Source organism: Amycolatopsis sp. NPDC006131 (assembly GCF_040614175.1).
Classification (GTDB): Bacteria; Actinomycetota; Actinomycetes; order Mycobacteriales; family Pseudonocardiaceae; genus Amycolatopsis_E; species Amycolatopsis_E tucumanensis.
Genome location: NZ_JBEXTX010000012.1, coordinates 40,680 through 63,282 on the forward strand (window position 1 = coordinate 40,680; position 22,603 = coordinate 63,282).

Sequence of the window (22,603 nt, forward strand, 5' to 3'; positions counted from 1 at the left end):
CGCCCGCGAGGGCTGAAAAGCGGGGTGCTCTGGTTGCGCGCGCGACACCGGCCCGAAGAAGGGGCACGGCGAACAGGGCGGCGCTTCGAGCTACCCCGCGCGGAAATCAGTCAGGAGTGACACCGGGCTGCTCGCCCGGCTGAACCGGCGTGTGCCGGGAAACGATGCGGACAGCACTGCGGTCGTCCACACCACGCACGGCCGGGCCGCCGGCGGGAACGCCGAACAGCAGGCCGTCGATGTGGCCACCGGTGACAGCGCCACCGGGGGCGAACGGAACACCCGCGGGCGCGAGCGGCCCGCGCAGCGGCGAGTACGGGAACTGGTCCCGGTGCTCACCCTCGGAACGGTCGGCGGCGCGGTCGTGGTGACCGGCCTTGGCCGCCTGGCCGTGCGTGCTGTCTGGAAGCGCGTTGGCGACCGGACCCATCACGGCGTCGGCGACCGGAGCGGGCAGGACCTCGGCCGCGGGGAGCGCGGCAGGCTGTCCGTCGTCGCCGGAGCCGTCCAGGCCCGGCAGCTTGATCAGGCTTCCGCCAGCGGGGCGCAGGATGTTCCACACCTTGTCGCCGAAGTCCTTGACCGCGGGCGGTGGGGTCAGCGCCTGGCCGATGACCTGCGGCGCGTCCTGCGGCTTGCGGCTGATGTGCTCGGCCGTGCCGAGGGTGCGCTCGACCGGGCGCAGCACCGCGTCGCGCGTGAACGAGTGGACCGTCTGGCGCAGGTCCGCCGCGGCCTCCTCACCGCGGGCGGGGTCCGCCGGACCGCCGGCCATGCCGTACTTCAGCACGGTCGCCGTGGCGTTGCCGACCAGGTCGGAGGCGCCCCAGGTGAGGTCGTCGGTCGCGGTGACCACGCGGTCGGTGACCGGGGTCGGCTCGTCACCGCTCGTGCGCGTGTCGGCGGGAGCGGGGGCGATCTGGGTGGCGGAGGCGGTGGCGTCGCCGAGCAGCCAGGCGGCCGCTGTGCCGAGTGCGGCACCGGCGATCACGAGCAGGGCGCGGACGAGCCAGCGCACGGCGGGTGCCGTACCCCGTCCCATGGCCGCGTTCGCCTGCAACACCGTTCTCCTGTCGAAAAAGTTGATCGCGGTTTCCCCGCCGGACCGTGTCCGAAACGTATTCGCATCGATGCGGTAACCGCTTGCGCTGTCGAGATAACCAAACCCCGGGCGACCCTCGCACCTTCGACACGACTTGATCGCACGATCGTGTGAAGAACACTGGGTGTGGTCGGGCCTTACGCGAGGTGACCGGGCCCGGTGCGCCCAGGATGCCAGAGATTCTGGGCGCACCAAGGGAAATCAGCCCAGCGCGCCCTGCACGATGGACGGGATCGCGCCCGCCCACGCCGAGCTGACAAGGCCGGCGGCACCGGCACCGGCGAGCGCGCCGGACTCGTTCCAAGCGTTGACGTAGTCCGCGCCCGTCGGGTGCGACGGCACCACGACCGGAGCGGTCAGCTCGTCGGCCGACGCCGTGCCGGCGAAGGCGAACGCGCCGAGGGCGATGGCGAAAGCGGCGGCGCCGCGGATCAGGGTCTTGCGCATGACGTGCACTCCTTTGTTTGTGGGTTCGTGAGTGAAAGCGCTATCCGAGGGCGCCCTGGACGATGGACGGGATCGCGCCCGCCCACGCCGAGCTGACGAGGCCGGCGGCACCGGCACCGGCGAGCGCGCCGGACTCGTTCCAGGCGTTGACGTAATCCGCACCCGTCGGGTGCGACGGCACGACCACCGGAGCGGTCAGCCCGCTGTCGTCACGGACGCCGACGGCCCCGGCCGCCCCCTGCACGATCGACGGGATCGCGCCGGCCCACGCCGAGCTGACCAGCCCCGCGGCGCCCGCGCCGAAGCAGGCCCCGGACTGGTTCCACGCGTTGACGTAGTCGGCGCCGGTCGGGTGCGACGGCACCTGCGCGGGGCAGGTCACGCCGGACGGTTCCGAACCGGTCGCCGCCGACGCCGTTCCCCCGGCGGCACCCATCGCGAGCAGGCCGGCCCCCACCAGCACCGCCGCCGCCGTCGTCTTGCGGAATTTGCTGAACATCGTCAGTGCACTCCTCTTCATTCGGCCGGAAGTTCCACGCACTCCCGTCGCAAATGACGTTAAACGTCGAATGGAAGAATTCACCAGATCGACTACCCGGAAGTGTGAAGAAAGCGCTTCCGGGCAGCACAAAAAGCCGCTCCACTGCTGGTCAGAGCGGCTGAAAATGGACACAACGGAGAGCAGCTGGAAACGTCGCGGAGAATTCCGCCGGAAATCAGTCGGGGGAGACCTGCGGGCAGTCCGCCCGGATGAATTCAGGGAGAACGGGACGGAACCGGTCGGCCATTCCGGCGGGCACCGGCGGTGGCGCCGGACGTGGCGGGCACGCCCCGGCCGTGTCCGTCGGGTGCACCGGAGCCGTGCAGACGCCGTTCGCGGGCGGTGCCGGAGCCGCCGGTTCCGGCGCTTCCTCCCTCGGCTCCGACGGCCGCGGACCGTCCGGCATCGCGTCTGGTGCCGGTTCCGGGAGCCGGACCGGCGTGACGACGCGCTCGACCGCGGGCGGCGCGGGTGGCGTGATGCGCGCCGGGACCGGTCGCGGCTCCGGTTGCCACGGCTTCGCCGTGGCTCGGCGTTCCGGCGCGGCCGGTGGCGGGACGCTCGCCCGGGTCGTGCTCGTGGTGCCGGTCGCGCGCGCCGGTTCCCGGAACACCGGCGCGGTGCCGGTCAGGTCGGCGACGATCCGGTCGGTCCGCAGCGGTGGCACGATCACCTCGGTCACCTGCCGCACGACCTCGTGCACCGGCTCGGTCGTCGTGCCGACGAGGTCGATCAACGGGGCCAGCGGATCCGGCCGCTCCTCGGCAGCCGACGCCGACGAGGCGAGGAGCCAGGACACCAGCGTGATCGCGAACGCCCCGGCGATGCCGAGCAGCACGCGCACCGGGGTGGTCCCGGCCGTGGTCCGTCGCGCCATGGAGAAGTTTCCACTCCCCTCATCGCGCTGGGTGCTCAACGCGATCACGCAGTGTCGATCTTGATCGAGATTGACATACCGCCGGAACCTGCGCTGGCCCGCTGCCGGCACTGCGCCTGATCGTGTGATGGCCGGCCCGGGCGCTGCTTGCGCGAGTTGCGCTGCCGTATTCGTCCGGCTCGATAGGGTGGATCCGTGAGTGAGCCGCAGCCCCCGAAGTACGGATTCCTCAGCGACGACTCGGTCGTCCCGCGTGGGCTCCGCGTCAGCGCCGCGTTCAGCTGGCGGTTCCTCGTGGTGGCCGCGGCCGCCTACCTCATCCTGCGGCTGCTCGCCTTCCTGTCGGTCGTGGTGATCCCGGTGGCGATCGCGCTGCTGCTCGCCGCGCTGCTCGCCCCGGCGGTGGCGCGGCTGGTGCAGATCCGGGTGCCCAGGGGGCTGGCGACGGCGATCGTGCTGATCGGCGGGCTCGCGGTGCTCGGCGGGCTGCTCGCGTTCGTGGTCATCAACGTCACCGACGGCCTGCCCGCGCTGACCAGCCAGGTCAACAGCAGCCTCGACCAGATCCGCGACTGGCTGATCAACGACCTGCACCTCAAGCAGGAGCAGATCCAGCAGTTCCTGGACAACTCGATCGCGTTCCTGCAGGACAACCAGGCCGCGTTCACCAACAGCGCGCTCACCACGGCGACCACCGTCGGCGAGATCCTCACCGGGTTCGTGCTGACGCTGTTCGTCCTGATCTTCTTCCTCGCCGGCGGCGACAAGATCTGGAGCTGGGTGACGCTGGGCATCCCGCAGCGGGTCCGGCGCCGGGTGGACGTCGCGGGCCGGCGCGGGTTCGCCTCGCTGGTCGCGTTCGTCCGTGCCACCGCCGCGGTCGCCGTGGTGGACGCGGTCGGCGTCGGGATCGGGCTGGCGATCCTCGGTGTCCCGCTCGCGATCCCGCTGTCCACGCTGGTGTTCCTCGGCGCGTTCATCCCGATCTTCGGCGCGGTGATCACCGGCGCGGTCGCCGTGCTCGTCGCGCTGGTCACCAAGGGTTTCGTCACCGCGCTGATCGTGCTGGCGATCCTGATCGCGGTCATGCAGCTGGAGAGCCACATCCTGCAGCCGCTGCTGCTCGGCCGGGCGGTCAAGCTGCACCCGCTGGCCGTGGTGCTCGGCATCGCCGCGGGCCTGGTCATCTACGGCATCCCGGGCGCGCTGCTCGCGGTGCCGCTGATGTCGATCGTCAACGCCGGCGTGCGCTCGCTGCTGCACGAGGTCGACCCGGACCCGGCCGAGGTCGACGTCCTGCACGACATCGAAGCCGTGCCCAACGCCGACCCCGCGGAGGCGGACAAGGAGCCCGGCGAACCGGACAAGTCGTGAGCCGCCGGTTCGGCCCGACGGCGCGCGAACCGGCGACCCCGCTGTGGTGGGGCACGATCGGCCTGCGCGTGCTGACTCTGCTGTTCGCGCTGGGTGCGGTGATCGTGCACAGCGACGGCTACCAGCGACCGTGGCTGGCCTGGACCGTGCTCGGCGCGATGGCCTTGTGGACGGTCGCGACCGCGCTGGTCTACGCGCGGGAGGCGCTGCGGTGGCGGTGGCGCTGGTTCGTCCTCGCCGACGTCCTGGTCACCTGCGCCCTGATGCTGACCTCGCCGTGGATCCTGACCGACGCGCAGAACGCGGCCGTGGCGCCGCTGATCACGACCGTGTGGGTGGCCGGGGCGCCGGTCGCCGCGGGCACGCGCTTCGGCGGGGTGGGCGGTGTCGCCGCCGGGCTGGTGATCGCGGCCGCGACGGGGATCGCGCGGCAGGGGTTCACCCTCGACGTGGCGCGCGACGGGGTGCTGCTGGTCGCGAGCGGGCTGCTGATCGGGATGAGCGCGACCACCGCCCGCAAGTCGGCGGCCGTGCTCGCCGAGGCGCTGCGCACCGAGGTCGCGAACGCCGAGCGGGAACGGCTGGCGCGGGACATCCACGACAGCGTGCTGCAGGTGCTGGCGCGCGTCCGGCGGCGCGGCGCCGAGCTGGGCGGGGAGGCGGCCGAGCTCGCCGAACTGGCCGGTGAGCAGGAGATCGCGCTGCGGGCGCTGGTCACCACCGGGCCGAGGGGGCACAGCACCGGCGAGACCGACCTGCGGGCCGCGCTGCAACTGCTGGGGTCGTCGAAGGTGCAGGTCGCCGCTCCGGCGGGCGAGGTGAACCTGCCGTCGCGCACGACCGCGGAGCTGGTCGCCGTCGTCCGCGAGGCCCTGTCCAACGTCGACAAGCACGCCGGCCCGGCGGCCAAGGCGTGGGTGCTGCTGGAGGACGTCGGTGGCGAGGTCGTGGTGACCGTCCGGGACGACGGTCCGGGCATCCCCGAGGGACGGCTCGCGGATGCGGAGGGTGAGGGCCGGTTGGGCGTTGTTCGCTCGATGCGGGGACGCGTGGCCGAACTCGGTGGCACGATCTCCCTGGAGACCGCGCCAGGGCAGGGGACCGAATGGGAGATCCGGGTGCCGAGGAAATGATCAGCGTGATGGTCGTCGACGACCACCCGATCTGGCGGGACGGCGTGGCGCGCGACCTGACCGAGAACGGCTTCGACGTGCGGGCGACCGCGCCGGACGCCACCGCCGCGGTGCGCATCGCGGCCGCGGTCCGGCCCGACGTGGTGCTGATGGACATGAACCTGGGCAGCACGTCCGGGGTCGACGCGACCCGCGAGATCACCACGTCGCTGCCGGACACCCGGGTGCTGGTGCTGTCGGCCAGCGGCGAGCACAGCGACGTGCTGGAGGCGGTCAAGGCCGGGGCGTCCGGGTACCTGGTGAAGTCGGCGTCGGTGCGGGAACTGGTCGAGGCCGTGCGCCGGACCGCGGAGGGCGACCCGGTCTTCACGCCCGGGCTGGCCGGCCTGGTGCTGGGCGAGTACCGGCGGATGGCGGACGCGCCGGCCGGCGGGGTGGCGCCGCCGCGGCTGACCGAACGGGAGACCGACGTCCTGCGGCTGGTCGCGAAGGGCCTCACGGCGCGGCAGATCGCCGAGCGGCTCGTGTTGTCCCACCGGACGGTGGAGAACCACGTGCAGTCGACGCTGCGGAAGCTGCAGCTGCACAACCGCGTGGAGCTCGCGCGCTACGCGATCGAGCACGGGCTGGACAAAGACTAGGGATTTTCCCGGATCTCGGTTCGGGGTCCCCGGCCGTAGCGTGGTGGCATGGGCGAGGAGACCGGGACCAAGCCGATGAGCCCGCGCGACCTGCGGGTGTCGGACGCGGAGCGCGAGCACGTCGTCGAGGTGCTGCAGAAGGCGATCGGCCGCGGCATGATCGACCTGGACGAGTTCACCGAGCGCACCGACACGGCGCTGGCGGCGCGGACGCGGGGTGAGCTGAACGCCGTGCTCGCGGACCTGCCCGGGCTGGTGCACCCCGACGTGTACCCGGCCGCGCCCGCCGCGTCGTACTCGTCCGACCAGCGGCTGGAGCTGAACGCGAAGTACTCGGCGCTGGTGCGCAACGGCCGCTGGCTGGTGCCGCCGGAGGTCGTGGTGCGCAACCGGTACGGCTCGACGAAGCTCGACTTCAGCGAGGCGCAGGTGAGCAGCCCGGTGGTGCGCGTCGAGCTGGACTGCAAGTGGGGCTCGGTCGAGGTGATCATCCCCGAGCACGCGGCGGTCGACCTGAACGCGATCACCGAGATCAAGTATGGCTCGCTGCAGGACAAGACCGGTTCGGACGGCCGGCCGGGCAACCCGCGGCTGGTGTTCGCCGGGCGGTTGCACGGGGGCTCGCTGGTGATCCGCCACCCGCGGCGAGGGATTTTCGGCCTGTAGCGGCGGGGTGGCGCCGGGGCGTTCGCACGGCGGGCGACGGGCACCCCTGGCGCGCGGCGCCCTGGAGGGGAAGCTGGGCACCAGTGGCGCGGGGGTCGCTTTGGCGGGTTGATGGCACCCGGTAGGCGCCAGTGGTCGTGGCGTTCGCACCGGTTGCGCGCGGGAGTTCGCGCCGCAGGCGGGCAGCGGCTACGGCGGAGACCGTGGCGCCACCGCGCCGAAGGGGCGCCACCGGCCGCGAGGCGCGAGCTCTCGCGGTGCCACTCGCCGCAAGCGCCTGCAACCCCGCGCGCGGCCAGCCCCAGACCCAGCGCAATCAGCCCCACCGGGGCTAACCCCCGCACGGTCAGCCACCGAGGCTCAGCCCGCACGGTCAGCCCCGCCCGGCCAGCGCCGCGTAGTCAGTTCCCCCGCGGTCAGCCCCACCGGGCTAACCCCCAGAGGTCAGCCACCGAGGCTCACCCCGCACGGTCAGCCCCGCGCAGCCAGCCCCGCCCCGGCCAGCGCCGCGTAGTCAGTTCCCCCGCGGTCAGCCCCTTGCGGCGGCGCGGGCCTCGGCCGGTGTCGTGGCCTTGAGCGCGGCCTGTGCAGCCGCTTCGCAGTCGGCCAGCGTGGCCGTGGCCAGGCCGGCTCCCACTGCGCGGATCGCGCTCGCGTTCATCGACAGGCTCGTCATGCCCAGTCCGGTGAGCACGCGGGCCAGCAGGGGATCCGCGGCCGCCTCACCGCACACGCCCGCCGGTTTGCCGCTCGCCTTCGCGGCCGCGCCGATCATCGCGATCAGCCGCAGCAGCGCGGGCTGCCACGGGTCGTTCAGGCCGGCCACCGCGCCCAGCTGACGGTCCGCGGCGAACGTGTACTGCGCCAGGTCGTTCGTGCCCACCGAGACGAAGTCGACCGCCGCCAGGATCTCCTCCGCCGCCAGCGCGGCCGACGGCACCTCGATCATCACCCCGGCCCGCGCGATTCCGGCCGCCCGCACGCGTTCCGCGAACCACGCCGCCTCCTCGGCAGTCGCCACCATCGGCGCCATCACCGACACCTCGGCGCCCGAATCCGCGGCCGCGCCCGCGATCGCTTCCAGTTGCCGGTCCAGCACGTCCGGCCGGTCGAACGCCACACGCAGGCCACGCACGCCGAGCGCCGGGTTCGGTTCCGCCGCGGGGGACAGGAACGCCAGCGGCTTGTCGGCGCCCGCGTCCAGCGTCCGCACGACCACCGGCTTCCCCGCGAACGGCGCCAGCACCGCGGCGTACGCGGCGCGCTGCTCGCCGACCGGCGGCTCGGCCGGTGCGTCCAGGTAGCAGAACTCCGTGCGGAACAGGCCGACGCCCTCCGCGCCCGCGTCCGCGGCGGCCCGCGCATCCGCGGGTGAGCCGACGTTGCCGAGCACCTTGACGCGGTGGTCGTCCGCCGTCGCGCCGACGCCGTTCCACTCCGCCGCGCCTTCGCGGGCCGCGGCGACCACCGGGGCGTCCGCCGCGACGACCTCCACCACGCCGGTGTCGCCGTCCACCAGCAGCGCGTCCGCCTCCAGCGCGAGGACGCCGCGCACCGCCACCACGGCCGGAATGCCCAGCGACCGAGCCAGGATCGCGGTGTGGCTGGTCGGCCCGCCCTCCTCGGTCACCAGGGCGAGCACCTGCGCCGGGTCAAGGCCCGCCGTGTCGGCAGGCGCCAGGTCCCGCGCGACGAGGACGCTCGGGCCGGCCAGGTCGGGCACGCCCGGCGGCGCGACACCGCGCAGCTCGGCAATCACGCGGTCCCGGATGTCCTCGATGTCGCGGACCCGCTCGGCCATGTACCCGCCGGCTGCTGCAAGCGCTTTCGCGAAGCCGTTCGCCGCCTCGTAGACCGCCCGCTCGGCGGGCCTGCCTTCCGCAGCCACCAACCGTTCCGCCTCGCTGATCAGCGCCGGGTCACCCGCCATCGCCGCGCTGGTCAGCAGGATCGTCGCGGCATCGCCGGACGCCTGGCCCGCAAGCGCTTCCAGCCGCTCGGCGACCACGCGCGCGGCGGGGGCGATCCGCGCGGCCTCGGCCTGCGGATCGGACGGCGCGGGCCCGCTCTCGGGTGCGCCTGCGGGTTCGGCCACGGCGACGACCGGACCGCTCGCGCGCCCCGGGCTCACCGGCACCCCGGACAGCCTCGTTTCCGACATGGTCTAGACCATACCCTCTCCGGATCCGTTCCCGACCAGCGTTCCACGAACCCGCCGCTTCCGCAGCCGTCGGACTGGAAGGCTCGCGACCAGAGCGCGGCGAGCCCGTCCGGGCACTCTTCCCTATGCAAACGTGAAGATTCTTGTAACTTCTGCGGCCAATGGTGCGACACTAGGGTGAGCGTCCGCGGCGTTCACCCGATCGGGGCAATCTCGACATCGGGCCGTCCCGCCAGGGTTCACGCGGGCTCTCACTTGGCGTCCGGCACCGGTTGCGCCACCGGAAGCCGGGCATCGGGTCGCTGGTACCGATCGCGTAGCCCCCCGAGCGATCGGTACCGGCGGCGCCCGATTCCGTCGGAAATGCCGCGCTCACCTTCTAGAATGCCGGGATGGACAAGCCGACCCGACGGGGTCGCGAGCGCGCGGCGACCGATCAGGACATCCGCCGCACCGCGCGCAAGCTCCTCGTCGAGCGCGGACCGGAAGCCGTGACCCTGCGGGCCATCGCCCGCGAGCTCGGCATCACCGCACCCGCCCTCTACCGGTACTACGGCTCACGCGACGACCTCGTCGAGCACCTCCGCCTCGACGTCGTCGCCGACCTGGCCGCCGAACTCACCGAAGAACTCTCCGGGCTGCCCGACGACGGCGCGGTCCAGCTCTTCGCGATCTGCCGCGGCTTCCGCCGCTGGGCGCTCACCCACACCAAGGAGTTCACGCTCGTGTTCGCGTCGCCGACCGGCGAGGTCGGCTCGGCCGCGGGCAGCGTGGCGACCCTGAACCGGGCCAACGAGCCGTTCGGCCGGATCTTCCTCACCGCGGCCGGGCACCTGCTGGCCAACTTCCAGCTGGAGATCCCGCCGGCCGAAGCGGTGCCGGTCGAGCTGCACGACGACCTGACCGCGTTCCAGGACGACCTGCTCGCGGTGCTGCGCGAGTCCGGCGTCGACTTCCCGCCCGACAAGCTCGACCTGGGCACCACGTACGTGATGATCCAGTTCTGGGCGCGCCTCTACGGGCACGTGACGCTGGAGGTGTTCGGCAACTACCCGATCCCGATGTCCAAGCCGGACGCCGTGTTCGACGCGCTGCTGGCCGACCTCGCACGCGAGATCGGCCTCGACACCCCCTGACCACGTCGCACTTTCTCGACAATGTGCGACGTGGTCGGGGGCGTCAGAGGACCACGTTCACCAGGCGGCCCGGCACGACGATGACCTTGCGCGGCGTGCCGCCGTTCAGCAGCGCCACGATCTTCTCGTCGGCCAGCGCCGCCGCCTCGACGGCGTCCTTCGCCGCGTCGGCGGGCACCTGGATCCGGGCGCGGACCTTGCCGTTGACCTGGATCGGGTACTCCACCGTGTCCTCGACCAGGTACTTCTCGTCCGCGACCGGGAACGGGCCGTGCACCAGCGAGTCCTCGTGGCCCAGCCGGTGCCACAGCTCCTCGGCGATGTGCGGGCACAGCGGCGCCAGCATCAGCACCAGCGGCTCGACCAGTTCGCGCGGCGTCGCCTCGGCGGCGCCGTAGACCTTGGTCAGGTGGTTGTTGTACTCGATCAGCTTCGCGCCCGCGGTGTTGAACCGCAGGCCCGAGTAGTCGTCGCGGACCCCGGCGATGGTCTTGTGCAGGACGCGACGGTCCTCGTCCGTCGCCTCCGCGCCGGACACGCGCAGCTCACCGGTCTGCTCGGAGACCACCAGCCGCCACACGCGCTGCAGGAACCGGTGGGCGCCGACGACGTCCTTGGTCGCCCACGGCCGGGAGTCGGCCAGCGGGCCCATCGACATCTCGTAGAACCGGAAGGTGTCGGCCCCGTAGTCCGCCGCCATCTGGTCGGGCGTGACCACGTTCTTCAGGCTCTTGCCCATCTTCCCGTACTCTTGCTTGACTTCCTTGCCCTGGTGGAAGAACTTGCCGTCCTTCTCCTCGACCTCCTCGGCCGGGACGTAGAAGCCACGCTCGTCGGTGTAGGCGTAGGCCTGGATGTAGCCCTGGTTGAACAGCCGCCGGTACGGCTCCTCGGCGCTGACGTACCCCAGGTCGAACAGCACCTTCTGCCAGAACCGCGAGTACAGCAGGTGCAGCACCGCGTGCTCGACGCCGCCGACGTACAGGTCGACGCCGCCCGGGTCGTTCACGCCGTGCTCGGCCGGGCGCGGGCCCATCCAGTACTGCTCGTTGCCCGCGTCGACGAACCGCTCGGCGTTGTCCGGGTCGATGTAGCGCAGCTGGTACCAGCAGGAACCGGCCCAGTTCGGCATCGTGTTGGTGTCGCGGCGGTAGGTCTTCTTGCCCTCGCCGAGATCCAGTTCGACCTCGACCCAGTCGCTCGCGCGGGACAGCGGCGGCGACGGCTCGCTGTCGGCGTCCTCCGGGTCGAACGTGCGCGGCGAGTAGTCGTCCACCTCGGGCAGCTCGACCGGGAGCATGTGCTCCGGGATCGCGTGCGCCTGGCCGTCCTCGTCGTACACGATGGGGAACGGCTCGCCCCAGTACCGCTGCCGCGAGAACAGCCAGTCGCGCAGCTTGTACTGCACCGTGCCGGCGCCGTGGCCGTTCTCCTCCAGCCAGGCGATGATCGTCTTCTTGGCGTCGTCGACGTTCATCCCGTCCAAGAAGCCACTGTTGATCGCGACCCCGTCGCCGGTGAACGCCTTGCCGTCGAAGCCCTCGCTCGGCTGGACGGTGCGGACGATCTCCAGGCCGAACTTCTCCGCGAAGTCCCAGTCGCGCTGGTCCTGCGCGGGCACCGCCATGATCGCACCGGTGCCGTAGCCCATCAGCACGTAGTCGGCGATGAAGACCGGGATCTCCTTGCCGTTGACCGGGTTCACCGCGTACGAGCCGACGAAGACGCCCGTCTTGTCCTTGCTCTCCTGGCGGTCCAGTTCGGACTTCCGCGACGCGGCGCGGCGGTAGGCGGCGACGGCCTCGGCCGGGGTGGCGGCCCCGCCGGTCCACCGCTCGTCCACATCGGACGGCCATTGCGCGGTGGTCAGCTCGTCGACCAGCGGGTGCTCCGGCGCCAGCACCATGTACGTGGCGCCGAACAGCGTGTCCGGCCGGGTGGTGAAGACCTCGATCTTGTGCTCGCCTGCGGCGAAGGTGACGCGCGCGCCGTGCGAGCGGCCGATCCAGTTGCGCTGCATCGACTTGACCTTCTCCGGCCACTCCAGCCGGTCCAGGTCGTCGACAAGGCGGTCGGCGTAGGCGGTGATGCGCATCATCCACTGGCGCAGGTTGCGGCGGAACACCGGGAAGTTGCCGCGCTCACTGCGGCCGTCCGGCGTGACCTCCTCGTTGGACAGCACCGTGCCCAGGCCCGGGCACCAGTTCACCGGCGCCTCGGAGATGTAGGCCAGCCGGTGCTCGTCCAGGATCGCCAGCTGCTCGGCGCGGGTCAGCTCGCACCAGCCGCGTCCGTCGGGCGTGCGGCGCTTGTCCTGCGCGTACTCGGCCTCCAGCTCGACGATGGGTCGGGCCTTGCCCAGCTTCTCGTCGTACCAGGAGTTGTAGATCTTCAGGAAGATCCACTGGGTCCACTTGTAGTACTCCGGATCGATCGTCGCGATCCGGCGGCGCTCGTCGTGACCGAGCCCCAGCCTGCGGATCTGCCGCAGGTAGGTCTCCATGTTCTGCTCGGTCGTCGTGCGCGGGTGCTGCCCCGTCTGCACCGCGTACTGCTCGGCGGGCAGGCCGAACGCGTCGAAGCCCATGGTGTGCAGGACGTTGCGCCCGATCATCCGGTGGTAGCGGGCGTAGACGTCCGTCGCGATGAAGCCCAGCGGGTGCCCGACGTGCAGACCGGCCCCCGACGGGTAGGGGAACATGTCCTGCACGAAGAGCTTGTCCGAGGGAACGCTGGAGTCGGTCGCCAGCGAGCCGGCCGGGTTCGGCGCGTGGAAGGTGCCGTGATCGGCCCAGTAGTTCTGCCAGCGCAGCTCGACCCGACCGGCCAGCTCGGCGTTGTACCGGTGGCCGGGCGTGTCCTCGATTGCTTCACTCACCCAACCATGGTAAGCGGCCCGGCCTGCCCGGCTCTCAGCGCACCGCGAATGCGATGACCTGCGTGATCTGGCGGGTCGACAGGTTGTCGTCGCTGACCAGCAGCAGGGTCCGCTCGCCGCTGGGCAGGCGCGGCCCCCAGGTCATGCCCTCCAGGTTGTCGACCTTGGACAGCGGGAAGTCCGCCAGGTCGAGCAGCAGCTTCTTGCGGACCGGCTTGACCTTCGCGCCGTCCAGGGACGCGGTGTGCAGGACGTTCGTCGCGCCGGCCGTGTCGATCTCGTAGATCCGCACCTTGTTGCCGACGCCGGACACGTAGGAGCGCTCCATCACGAGGTAGCGCGCCGGGTCGAGCGGATCGGCGGCGAGGATCGACGAGACGCCGGTGTCGGTGGTGCCGCCGGGCGGGTTCGAGTCGGCGAAGACCGGCTCCTGCGGGTAGGCGTACTGCGCGAGGACCGGACCGGTGCGGGCCTGCACGGTGATCCGGGACAGCGCGCCCCGCTCGGGTGTGGCGACCGGGCCGTCCTGCAGCAGCGGACCCTCCACCGAGCTGACGACGAGCGTGCCCGCGGCGGCGAAGGTGAGGCCTTCCAGGACGAGGTTGCGGCGCGGGCCGGAGTCCGGGCGCATCCGCTCGTTGTCCGGGATGGGCAGGGTGCGCACGTAGCCGCCGTCACGCCGGGCCACCTGGACCGACGGGTCGATCAGCGCGGCGTCCGACCGGATGCCCTCCTGGCTCCAGTAGTAGGAGCCGGTCCACGGGTCGACCCGCATCTCCTCGGGGTCGACCGAGTCCTCCGGGTAGGTGCCGCCGTCCGGCTGCCGGAATAGCTGCGCGCTGGTGAAGGTGACCGGGCCGAGCCCCGTGGCGGACACCGGGACCTTCGCCGTGAAGAACCGGGCCGGCGCCTCGGAGGTGTCGTCGGCGATGAAGACGTACTCGCCGGTGCGCGGGTCGTAGTCGATGCTCGACAACTCCCCGATCGTGTAGTCGCCGACGGGCAGCGCGTGCGAGATGATTTGTTCCCCCAGGAAACGCACGGGCGCGGGAGCGGCCTGTGCGGCGGGAGCGACGGTCAAGAGCAGAGAGCCGGCGAGCGCGCCGACCGAGAGTCGCTTCAGCATGGCGTGCAGCACAGCGCACCCGGGTGTCCAGCGGGTAGCGCCAACATCACGCTTATGCTCGTTGACGTGTTCGTAGTCGCGCTGGTTCCGCTCGTGCTGGGTGTCGTCGTGGGCTGGGGAGGCCTGCTCGGCTGGCGGGAGAAACTCCCGCGCGACCGCGGCGCCGGTGTGCGCACGGCCGCCACCCTGCGCTCCGACGAAGCGTTCCGCATCGCGAACCGGGTCGCCGGGCTGCCCACGATGGTCGCCGGGGTGGTCGGGATCGTGGCCGGGATCGCCGGCCTGCTCATGCCGGGCACCGCGGGTGTCCTGACCGCGACCGCGATCGGCCTGGTCGGCATGTTCGCGCTCGTCGCCGGTGGTGGCGTGCTGGGCAACCGGGCCGCGGCCGCCGTGCCGCCGCCCGCTCCCGCCGCGCCGGCCGGCTGCTCCGGTTGCGCGTGCGGTGGGTGCGCCGTCCAGCGCGCTTAGTTCCGCTGCAGATCACCGGGGTGGGTCGCCAGCAAGGCCGTCGGCACACCCTGGCGGCGCAGCACCTGGCCCCACAGGTCCCGCTCCGGCGTGGCCAGCACGTCGCTGGGCAGCGCCGGGACGATGAGCCAGTCACCGCGGTCGATCTCGCCGTCCAGCTGACCGGAGTCCCAGCCCGCGTAACCCGCGAACACCCGCAGGCCGCGCACCTTCGGCACCAGCGCGTCCGGATCGGCGTCCAGGTCGACCAGCGCCACCGGGCCGCGCACGCCGATCAGCCCCGGCACGCCCGACGCGGTCTCCCCGGCGCGCAGCGCGGCCAGGCACAACGCGGTCTTCTTCTCCACCGGCCCGCCGACGAACACCGACTGCGGCTCCACCACGTGCCGTCCCCAGCTGGGCAGCACGTCGTCGACCGGCACGTCGCTCGGGCGGTTCAGGACGACCCCGAGCGTTCCCTCCTCCCGGTGGTCGATGATGAACACCACCGTGCGGCGGAAGTTGGGATCGAACATCGTAGGAGCGGCGACCAGGAGCGATCCCGGTTCAACCTCGGCGTCCGCTGGCACGCACCCATGATCCCACTCCCGGAAAACCGGGCCGCACGGCCGGGAACAAGGCGCGGCCCCCACCCGTTGAACGGGGTGGCCGGCGCACTCCGTGTCCCCCGGGCTCACTGAAGAAAAGCCTTTGTGGAATACCGTTCGGCAGGAGCCACACTGCGCAATGCCGCCGAGAGGCGACCAAGTGCGCCGGCCCTCGAAATCTTCCCCTCCTTCCGGCGCGCCCGGCACCGTAAGCTGGTGAGCCGTGACAGCGAGTGCACACTCCGTCGAGAAGGTGTCACCGCGAGCGTTCTTCGCGATGGCGGGCTTCCGCACGCTGCTGTTCACCCGCTTCGCCGCCCAGTTCTCCGACGGCATGTTCCGCGCCGGGCTGGCCGGGGCGGTGCTGTTCAACCCCGAGCGGGGCGCCGACCCGCTGACCATCGCGGGCGGGTTCGCCGTCCTGCTGCTGCCGTACTCGTTCATCGGGCCGTTCGCCGGCGCGCTGCTGGACCGCTGGGACCGGCGGCGCGTGCTGATCGTGGCCAACCTGCTGCGCGGCACGGCGATCGTCGCGACCGCGGTCGCGGTCGGGCTCGGGTTCGCCGGACTGGAACTGTTCGTGCTCGCGCTGATCGTCGAGGGCATCTCCCGGTTCGTCGGGTCCGGTCTGTCCGCGTCGCTGCCGCACGTCGTCCCACCGGGCACCCTGGTGACGGCCAACGCGGTGGCGACCACGCTCGGCTCGCTGGTCGCGGTCCTCGGCGGCGGGGTCGCCATCGGGTTGCGGGCGCTGATCGGCGCCGGGAACACCGGTTCCGGCTGGACGACGGCCGTCGCGGTGCTCGGCACGCTCGTCTCCGCCGCGATCGCGCGCCGGTTCGCCCGGGGCGCGCTCGGGCCGGACACGGTCGACGAGCCGAGTGACGCGGTGCTCGCCGTGGCCCGCGGCCTCGTCGACGGCGCCAAGGCCGCGCTCGGCGCGCCCAGCGTCGTCGCCGGGTTCGTCGCCCTGCTCGCGCACCGGGCGTCCTACGGCATCTCACTGCTGATCACGGTGCTGCTGCTGCGCTTCAGCTTCACCGACCACGGGCTGCTCAAGGCCGGGCTGCCCGGGCTGGGGCAGCTCGCCGCGATGGCGGGCGCCGGGATCCTGTTCGCCGGTTTCCTCACCCCGCGGCTGGTGCGCAAGCTCGGCCGCCGCCGCGCGATCCCCGGCGCGCTGGTGGTCGCCGCGGTCGCACAGGCCGGGCTCGGCCTGCCGATGCAGCTGCCGACCGTGCTGGTCGCGTCGTTCGTCATCACCGCCGCCGGCCAGGTCGTCAAGCTGTGCGTGGACTCCTCGATCCAGCACGACGTGCGCGACGAGGCCCGCGGCCGGGTGTTCTCCCTGTACGACACGCTGTTCAACATCACGCAGGTGATCGCGGTCTCCCTCGCCGCGACGGTCGTGCCGTTGACCGGGCGGTCCGTGTCGCTGCTGCTCGTCGCCACCGCGCTGTACCTGCTCGGCGCGGCCGGGTACCTGGTGATCGCGCGGCGCGCCCGCACCGAGTGAGCCATTTGGCCCGAACTCGCCTCCGGCGGAGCCCGGCCCACTAGAGTGGCCCAGCGTGACCACCCCGGACGACCAGGCACGGATGGAAGCCCGCAACGCGGCGATGCGCAACACCGTCGACGAGCTGCTCGAGCAGTTCAACCGGCAGACCGCGCAACTGCACGAAGCGCAGCAGGCCGCGTCGGAACTCAGCGCGGAACTGTCCTCCCCGGACGGCCTGGTGAAGGTGACGATCGACGCCCAGGGCACCCTCGCCGATCTCAAGCTCGCCCCGACCACGTTCGACCGCACCCGCCCGGAGGCGCTGGCGCGCACGATCAGCGACCTGGTGCGCCGCGGGATGCTGCAGGTCAAGCAGCAGCAGGCGGAGCTGTTCCGGCCGCTCACCGCAGGCATGCCGGACCTCTCGGACTTCATCGAGGGCGCGCCGTCTCTCGCCGGTCTCATGCCGGACATCCCCGACTTCACCGAACCCGAGCCGGAACCGGAACCAGCGCCGGCCCAGGACTCGGAGTCGATCCTGCGCCGCGACACGCCGCCGGCGCCGCCAGCGCCCAAACCCACCACGCGCCGCCCACGTCCCGCCGGTGACGACGACGAAATGCCGGACACCTGGATGACCCGCGGCGACCGGTGACCGCGCCCCGGCCGGAGCCGCACCGCCCGTTGCTGGTCCGCATCGGCACGCTCGCCAGAGCCGACGCACCTGCCGGGTGGGAGCGCATCGAGCTGCACTTCCGCCAGCTCGGCGGATACGCGGAGCTGGAGACCCTCGCGTTCGAGGGCGGTTCGGGCGGGCGCTACCCGGCTGCGCCCGAGCTGGCCGAGCTCTTCACCGAGCTCCGTGCCGCCATGTACGAGCCGGGCGTCGGGGCCTGGCTGCGGGCCCGCTACGCGCTGCACCCGTCCGGTGAGTTCGACCTCGACGTCAGCACCACGGCCCAACCGTGGTGGCGGACGCCCCCGGACGACCTGCCCGCCGCGCTCGAAGCCGAGCTGAAAGCGTTTCCCCGCGATCCGGAGCACCTGCCGGACTGGTGGCGCCGCGCGGCCGGCCTGCCGCTCGGCGTCAAGTTCCGGCACGCCCGCGTGGTCGACACCTACGAGGACGGCGCCGCGCCCGTCATGGGGCGTCCGCCGGTGCCCGAGAACGAGGTGCCCGCGCTCCTGCGGTACCTCGAACGCCAGCCCGCGGTGCTGGTCGGCAGCGGGCTGGGCCCGGACATCTTCAGCGGCGGCACCGAGTCCGACGTGCCGGAGAGCTACCACACCGACGGCGCCTGGATCTGGCACGCGTCGGTGCCGCACTACCTGCGCAAGTACGGCACGCCGCCGGAGCCGGACTTCCTCGCGCACATCCGGGACCAGGACTTCCAGCCGCCCTACGTCGACAAGTTGACCCGGCGCACCGCGGCGGCCGACCTGCTCGGCCGGTCCCGTCCGAAGGCCGATCCGGGCGAGGCGCTGCCGACCACCGGGGACATCGCGTCCGAACTGGAGACCCGCACCGATCCGGCGCTGGAGGACCCGGCGTTGCTGGTCGTCCTGGCGCAGCGACTGACCGAGCACGGCATCTGGCCCGCGGCCTACCGGCTGGCTTCGCGTGCCGACGGCGCGTGGTGCCTCAACCCGACCGACCGCGGCTGGGAAGTCGCGCGCTACGCCGGTGGGGCGCCGGTGCGCCCGCAGTACTTCGAGCGCGCCGAGGACGCGGCGCAGCACCTGCTCGGCGCCCTGCTGCTGCACCCGGCGCGGACCACGGGCGGCGCCGAGACACCGCTGGAGACCTCGGCCGAACTCGCGGACTGGCCGATCCAGCCAGCCGAGGGCGACCCGCCGCTGACCCTGCTGCGCAACAAACGCCTGATCCGGCTGCCCGCGGCCACGGTCGTGCAGCGCTTCGGCGACGAGACCGGCAACCTGGTCCACCACGACGAAACCCGGTTCCCCGCGACCTCGCTGCCCATCGAGCGGGACCGCGAGGAGCGGCGCTACCGGCTCCGGCGCAGCCTCGCGGTCGTGACCGGCATCGCGATCCCCTGGGCGAACCTGCCCGGTGGCGGTGTCGCGTACGTCCTGCCGAAACCGCTGAGCGAGCACGTGGCGGACGCAAGCCTGGAAAGGATCGAGTAGTGGAAGCGGCAGAAGCGGTCGCGAAGGTCGAGGAGTGGCTGCGCGAGGTCCACCCCGGCGCCGGACTGCGCGCCGACCAGGCGAACCTCGTGCGGCGCCCGGAAGGCTGGTACGTCCCCTACAACACCACCGCCTACCTCGACGGCGGCGACCTCGGCGAGCAGATCATCCCGCCACCCGCGCTGATCGTCCGCGACCCGGAGTGCGACCTGCGCCACGCGTCGCCCATCAGCGGTGGCTTCAGCATCCCCGCGCAGTACCCGGGCCGCGACCACTGGGCCGAGGTCATCGACCCCGAGTACGCCGCCTCCGGCCTCGGCCGCCTCGGCGTGCCGCTCGCCGCGATCACGGGCTGGCAGCGCTACCTGCCGGACGGCACGGACACCGGCGAGTTCCGCCCGAACCCCGGGTACCGGACGGGTCCGAGCCGGCGTGGCTACCCGATGCCGTGGACCACGCTCGACCACCTCGTCGAGTTCCGCCACCTCGGCTGGCTGGACCAGCGGAAGTTCGTCATCGGCCTGCTCGAGGAGAGCGTGCTGGTGCCGCTGTCCGACGGCCGGGTGCGCCACCAGTCCACGAAGGACGGTCGTCGCACGGTGGAGCTGTGGACGTCGACCCGCTTCTTCCCGCCGGGCAGCCGGGAGTGGTTCTGGCTGGACCCGGTGACCCTGCTGTCCCACGTGCCGGAAGCCGACCTGGTCATCCACGGCCCGTGGCAGCTCCCGGTCGAGGTCACCACCGAGGAGATCCGCGCGGCGAACGCCGAGTTCCCCCGGTACAGCGACAAGATCGAGGTCACCGGCGAATGCGTGGAGGCTTCGGCGGACCTGACGCGCTGGGCCGCCGACACCGCGGCGCGGATCGGGCTGCCCGAGCCGGTGGAGCTGCCGGTCGACGCGGGGGACAGCGCCCGCGCCCACGGTTTCGAGCTCACCGCGGACGAGTGCTACCGGGTGGTCACCGGGCGGTCCTGGGTGCGGCGCATGGGCATGGCGCTGCCGCCGCGACCCCCGTACGACCCCGCCGCGTTCGGCCTGGCCCACGGCTACGACGACAACGGCGACCCGGTGTTGCGGGTGGACTCGTTCGGCAAGTTCGCCGACGTCGGCCAGGACACCAACTTCAGCTGGCAACGCATCCTCGGCGCCTACACCGGGTTCGCGCTCGGGGAAGCGCTCGGCAACTCGGCGGACGGGACCGAGCCCGGTCCGGTCGGCCCGCTCACCCAGCGCCTGCTGTTCCTCACCGAGGCCGTCCTGCGCGGCGGTGCAGCAGCGGTTCCCGAGGCGACGTCCCGCTGGTTGCACACCCAGGGCGAGACGGTGCCGGGCATCGAAGGGTGGTTGCCGCACCTGCGTGAACTGCACTCGGTGCGCGACCCGGACCCGGCTGACCTCCGGTCCGGGCCGACGGTCCTGCTCGGCGCCCTGCCCGGTGTGCTGACCATCGGCGGCCCCGGTGAGGTGCCGTTCGGCGCGTCCGAAGAGGCCGTGCGCGCCTTCAGCGCGCTGCCCGAGTCCGGCGAAGACGAGGTGACCTTCGCTGTCTTCCTCGGCCTGCTGCTGGAACGCGGGCTGGACCGCGCCTTCAGCCCGGCACTGTGGGTGTCGGCGGGCCCGGTGCTGGCCGGCCGGGAGGGAGAGCGGTGGGACGCGGTGCGCGAACTGGCCGCGCGGTCCCTGATCGCCATCCCGGAGGAGGGCCTGTACCACCTGCCCGAGCCCGAGGAGATCGGTGACGGCCACGACACGGCGTCCGTCCTCGGGCGCGCGCTCGCCGCGGTGAGCGGGTTCGAGAACAACCCCGAGGTCGCACTGCTGCGTGCGGTGAACCACTCCGGGCGCAGCGCGCTGACCGGGGCGATCGCCGGCGCGCTGGCCGGCGCGCGCAACGGCGTGCCCGGCCTGCCGCAGAAGTGGGTGGACCAGCTCGAACTCAAACCGCTGATCGAGCGGGTCGTCACGGACGTCGCCCGCCGGTTCGAGGGGATCCCGGAGGGGGAGGAAGGACAGCGATGGCTTCGGCGCTATCCGGCGATCCGGCCGTGACGGCTCAGCGCTTCACCGACTGGAAGGCCGTGCCGGACCCCGAGTTCCGGCGCAACGAGTTCCCCGGTCTCGGCACGCCGGAGCCGGCGATCGTGCGGTGGATCGAGGTCGACGAGCGCGAGCAGCCGACCGGCAACGTCCGGGAGAACCCCGCGCACCGGCCCGGCCCGGAGTGGTTCGGCAGCCCGAAAGCCACCACTCCGGCGGGGAGGCTGCTGGGCATGCACCGCGTCGGCTGGATCGACGGGCCGACCATGCGCGGGCTGTTGCTGGACTGCGAGGTCCTGGTTCCGCTCGGTGCGGACGGCGAGCCCGTCCGCAACCGCACGCGGGACGGCCAGGTCGTCGTCCCCGCGTACACCGCGACGGGCACGGTCCCGCCCGGTGTGCACCGGTGGCGCCGGATCCGGCCCCGCGACCTGCTGCGCCCCGGCGCGGGGGAGACCCGGCTGGACCTGGACCCCGGGCACGTCCTGTCCGTGAGCGTCGACCTGGCGGCGGAGATCGACGGGGCCGAGCAGAACCCGGGCCGGTACACCGACGAAGTCGCGCCCGAGGTTTCCCCGCGGATCGCGGAGCTCGCCGCCGAGTCCGGGCTCGGCGACCTCGTTCCGCAGCGGCTCCGCGCGGTCGGCGGCTGGGCCAGGAAGAACGGGTACGAACTCAGCGCCGACGAATGCGAGCGCTACGCGCGCGCGTACGGCCTGTGGGTGCGCAACCTGCGGCTGCGCCACGACGGCCGGCCGGTCGAGTGGCCTGCCGACCTCGCCGGGGCGGGCCTGATCAACCACTACGACAACACCGGGCGGCCCGAACCGAGGCCGTGGACGCTGGGCAAGTTCCAGGACGCCGGGACACCCTCGGGGCTGTTCGCGTGGCACCGCGTCGTCGGCGCCTACGTCGGGTTCGCGGTCGGGGAGTGCCTCGCCCTGGGCAACGGCGAAGTGCTCGGTCCGATGACCCGGCAGGCCCTCCGGCACACCGAAGCCGTCATGCGCGGCCTGCCGTTCATGACCCTCACCGGCGAGGTGCCCGAGGGGTTCCCGCCCGCGCCGAAGCCGGACAGCTGGCTCTCGGTCGCGCTCGGCGACGGCCCGGAAGCGCCGCCGAACCCGCTGGCCGCCGTGCTCGCCGCGACCATGACCGCGGGCTTTGAGCTCGAAAACGCCGGGCTGCCGTACCAGATGGCCGTCGCGCGAGCCCTGACCGGCGCGGACGGCGAGGCCGCCACCGCGATCGAGCTGGTCGTGCGGTTGCTCACGAAGGTGCTGGTCAACGGCGAGCCGCCGTGGCCGTTCCACGCCGTCCTGGGTGAGCTGCGGAAGTCGGGGCAGGCGCCGTTCGACGAGATCGCGGCGATCGTCCTCGCGATGCGCGACGGCCGCGACATCCCGGACACCGAGCAGATCGAGACGCTTGGCGACCCGGCGAGCCCGCTCGCGGTGGCCGGGCGCGCCGTGTTCGCCGCCGCCAAGCGGCAGCACGACCCGTTCGCCGCCATCCAGGCCGCCGGACTGCAGTCGGCCGAACCCCCGCTGACCGCCGCGCTCACCGGGGCGCTGGTCGGCGCCCGGCTCGGCGTGCCCGGCCTGCCCGCGGACCTGGTCGGGGCGCTGGCGCCGCTGGGACTGCTGGACAACATCGCCGGCGACATCTACCTGCACTTCAACCTGTACGGGGTCACGCGCAGCCGGTCGCTGCAGGAGGACTGGGCGCGCCGGTACCCGCCCGGCTAAGTTTGACGGGCCCGTTTTCCGGACGCA

The 22,603-nt window shown here is 72.5% G+C and carries 19 protein-coding genes; 11 read left to right on the forward strand and 8 right to left on the reverse strand.

Annotated elements, in window-relative coordinates; genetic code table 11:
* Nucleotides 1-106: 106 nt before the first annotated feature.
* The 4 genes from ABZ215_RS09585 to ABZ215_RS09600 all read right to left on the reverse strand — a co-directional run bounded on the left by ABZ215_RS09585 (nt 107) and on the right by ABZ215_RS09600 (nt 2,967).
* Complete coding sequence (locus ABZ215_RS09585) at nt 107-1,018, reverse strand: hypothetical protein (protein WP_020416191.1); 912 nt, start codon at nt 1,016-1,018, stop codon at nt 107-109.
* A gap of 285 nt (nt 1,019-1,303) precedes the next feature.
* Complete coding sequence (locus ABZ215_RS09590) at nt 1,304-1,549, reverse strand: hypothetical protein (RefSeq protein WP_020416192.1); 246 nt, start codon at nt 1,547-1,549, stop codon at nt 1,304-1,306.
* A gap of 40 nt (nt 1,550-1,589) precedes the next feature.
* Nucleotides 1,590-2,048, reverse strand: coding sequence for a hypothetical protein (locus tag ABZ215_RS09595; protein WP_020416193.1), 459 nt, complete (start codon nt 2,046-2,048; stop codon nt 1,590-1,592).
* A gap of 217 nt (nt 2,049-2,265) precedes the next feature.
* Complete coding sequence (locus ABZ215_RS09600) at nt 2,266-2,967, reverse strand: hypothetical protein (RefSeq protein WP_354949041.1); 702 nt, start codon at nt 2,965-2,967, stop codon at nt 2,266-2,268.
* A gap of 195 nt (nt 2,968-3,162) precedes the next feature.
* Between ABZ215_RS09600 and ABZ215_RS09605 the strand changes: the two genes are divergently transcribed.
* The 4 genes from ABZ215_RS09605 to ABZ215_RS09620 are packed head-to-tail and all read left to right on the forward strand — an operon-like array spanning nt 3,163 to nt 6,781.
* Nucleotides 3,163-4,341, forward strand: coding sequence for an AI-2E family transporter (locus ABZ215_RS09605; RefSeq protein WP_020416195.1), 1,179 nt, complete (start codon nt 3,163-3,165; stop codon nt 4,339-4,341).
* Complete coding sequence (locus tag ABZ215_RS09610; RefSeq protein ID WP_237335852.1) at nt 4,338-5,474, forward strand: DUF5931 domain-containing protein; 1,137 nt, start codon at nt 4,338-4,340, stop codon at nt 5,472-5,474. Before ABZ215_RS09605 ends, ABZ215_RS09610 begins: the two co-directional genes overlap by 4 nt.
* Complete coding sequence (locus ABZ215_RS09615; protein WP_037322754.1) at nt 5,471-6,115, forward strand: response regulator transcription factor; 645 nt, start codon at nt 5,471-5,473, stop codon at nt 6,113-6,115. Before ABZ215_RS09610 ends, ABZ215_RS09615 begins: the two co-directional genes overlap by 4 nt.
* Nucleotides 6,116-6,163: 48 nt before the next feature.
* On the forward strand, nt 6,164-6,781 hold the full coding sequence (locus tag ABZ215_RS09620; protein WP_020416198.1) for a DUF1707 domain-containing protein: 618 nt from the start codon (nt 6,164-6,166) through the stop codon (nt 6,779-6,781).
* A gap of 529 nt (nt 6,782-7,310) precedes the next feature.
* Here the strand turns inward: ABZ215_RS09620 and ptsP are convergent.
* Nucleotides 7,311-8,942 (reverse strand): phosphoenolpyruvate--protein phosphotransferase, encoded by a 1,632-nt coding sequence (gene ptsP, locus ABZ215_RS09625; protein ID WP_354949043.1) that lies wholly within the window; start codon nt 8,940-8,942, stop codon nt 7,311-7,313.
* A gap of 392 nt (nt 8,943-9,334) precedes the next feature.
* Between ptsP and ABZ215_RS09630 the strand changes: the two genes are divergently transcribed.
* Nucleotides 9,335-10,078, forward strand: coding sequence for a TetR/AcrR family transcriptional regulator (locus tag ABZ215_RS09630; RefSeq protein ID WP_020416200.1), 744 nt, complete (start codon nt 9,335-9,337; stop codon nt 10,076-10,078).
* A gap of 43 nt (nt 10,079-10,121) precedes the next feature.
* Here ABZ215_RS09630 and leuS read toward each other — a convergent pair whose 3' ends face one another.
* Both leuS and ABZ215_RS09640 read right to left on the reverse strand, forming a co-directional pair.
* Nucleotides 10,122-12,956 (reverse strand): leucine--tRNA ligase, encoded by a 2,835-nt coding sequence (leuS, locus tag ABZ215_RS09635; protein ID WP_354949045.1) that lies wholly within the window; start codon nt 12,954-12,956, stop codon nt 10,122-10,124.
* Between the two features lie 34 nt (nt 12,957-12,990).
* Nucleotides 12,991-14,082: an esterase-like activity of phytase family protein gene (locus ABZ215_RS09640; protein ID WP_354949047.1), complete on the reverse strand. Its 1,092-nt coding sequence runs from the start codon at nt 14,080-14,082 to the stop codon at nt 12,991-12,993.
* Nucleotides 14,083-14,148: 66 nt separating this feature from the next.
* On the opposite strand from ABZ215_RS09640, the gene ABZ215_RS09645 reads away from it, so the two are divergent.
* Nucleotides 14,149-14,553: an SdpI family protein gene (locus ABZ215_RS09645; RefSeq protein WP_354949049.1), complete on the forward strand. Its 405-nt coding sequence runs from the start codon at nt 14,149-14,151 to the stop codon at nt 14,551-14,553.
* Here the strand turns inward: ABZ215_RS09645 and ABZ215_RS09650 are convergent.
* Nucleotides 14,550-15,185 carry a YqgE/AlgH family protein gene (locus tag ABZ215_RS09650; protein WP_255346830.1) on the reverse strand — a complete coding sequence of 212 codons (636 nt, stop codon included), beginning with the start codon at nt 15,183-15,185 and terminating at the stop codon, nt 14,550-14,552. The genes ABZ215_RS09645 and ABZ215_RS09650 overlap by 4 nt on opposite strands.
* 232 nt (nt 15,186-15,417) lie before the next feature.
* On the opposite strand from ABZ215_RS09650, the gene ABZ215_RS09655 reads away from it, so the two are divergent.
* From ABZ215_RS09655 to ABZ215_RS09675, 5 genes are read left to right on the forward strand one after another with little or no spacing between them, the layout of a single operon-like run.
* Nucleotides 15,418-16,656: an MFS transporter gene (locus ABZ215_RS09655; protein ID WP_354949099.1), complete on the forward strand. Its 1,239-nt coding sequence runs from the start codon at nt 15,418-15,420 to the stop codon at nt 16,654-16,656.
* Nucleotides 16,657-16,711: 55 nt separating this feature from the next.
* Nucleotides 16,712-17,293: a YbaB/EbfC family nucleoid-associated protein gene (locus ABZ215_RS09660; protein WP_354949051.1), complete on the forward strand. Its 582-nt coding sequence runs from the start codon at nt 16,712-16,714 to the stop codon at nt 17,291-17,293.
* Nucleotides 17,290-18,789, forward strand: coding sequence for a TNT domain-containing protein (locus ABZ215_RS09665; RefSeq protein WP_354949053.1), 1,500 nt, complete (start codon nt 17,290-17,292; stop codon nt 18,787-18,789). Before ABZ215_RS09660 ends, ABZ215_RS09665 begins: the two co-directional genes overlap by 4 nt.
* Complete coding sequence (locus ABZ215_RS09670; RefSeq protein ID WP_354949055.1) at nt 18,789-20,840, forward strand: YrhB domain-containing protein; 2,052 nt, start codon at nt 18,789-18,791, stop codon at nt 20,838-20,840. The genes ABZ215_RS09665 and ABZ215_RS09670 overlap by 1 nt, the downstream gene beginning before the upstream one ends.
* Nucleotides 20,807-22,576 carry a hypothetical protein gene (locus tag ABZ215_RS09675; RefSeq protein WP_354949057.1) on the forward strand — a complete coding sequence of 590 codons (1,770 nt, stop codon included), beginning with the start codon at nt 20,807-20,809 and terminating at the stop codon, nt 22,574-22,576. The genes ABZ215_RS09670 and ABZ215_RS09675 overlap by 34 nt, the downstream gene beginning before the upstream one ends.
* Nucleotides 22,577-22,603: the final 27 nt, after the last annotated feature.

Excerpts from the sequence above, each read along its gene's own strand:
- ABZ215_RS09590 (WP_020416192.1), bottom strand. The coding sequence starts at position 1,549 with ATGCGCAAGACCCTGATCCGCGGCGCCGCCGCTTTCGCCATCGCCCTC.
- ABZ215_RS09595 (WP_020416193.1), bottom strand. The coding sequence starts at position 2,048 with ATGTTCAGCAAATTCCGCAAGACGACGGCGGCGGCGGTGCTGGTGGGG.
- ABZ215_RS09600 (WP_354949041.1), bottom strand. The coding sequence starts at position 2,967 with ATGGCGCGACGGACCACGGCCGGGACCACCCCGGTGCGCGTGCTGCTC.
- ABZ215_RS09615 (WP_037322754.1), top strand. The coding sequence starts at position 5,471 with ATGATCAGCGTGATGGTCGTCGACGACCACCCGATCTGGCGGGACGGC.
- ABZ215_RS09620 (WP_020416198.1), top strand. The coding sequence starts at position 6,164 with ATGGGCGAGGAGACCGGGACCAAGCCGATGAGCCCGCGCGACCTGCGG.
- ptsP (WP_354949043.1), bottom strand. The coding sequence starts at position 8,942 with ATGTCGGAAACGAGGCTGTCCGGGGTGCCGGTGAGCCCGGGGCGCGCG.
- ABZ215_RS09630 (WP_020416200.1), top strand. The coding sequence starts at position 9,335 with ATGGACAAGCCGACCCGACGGGGTCGCGAGCGCGCGGCGACCGATCAG.
- ABZ215_RS09640 (WP_354949047.1), bottom strand. The coding sequence starts at position 14,082 with ATGCTGAAGCGACTCTCGGTCGGCGCGCTCGCCGGCTCTCTGCTCTTG.
- ABZ215_RS09655 (WP_354949099.1), top strand. The coding sequence starts at position 15,418 with ATGGCGGGCTTCCGCACGCTGCTGTTCACCCGCTTCGCCGCCCAGTTC.
- ABZ215_RS09675 (WP_354949057.1), top strand. The coding sequence starts at position 20,807 with ATGGCTTCGGCGCTATCCGGCGATCCGGCCGTGACGGCTCAGCGCTTC.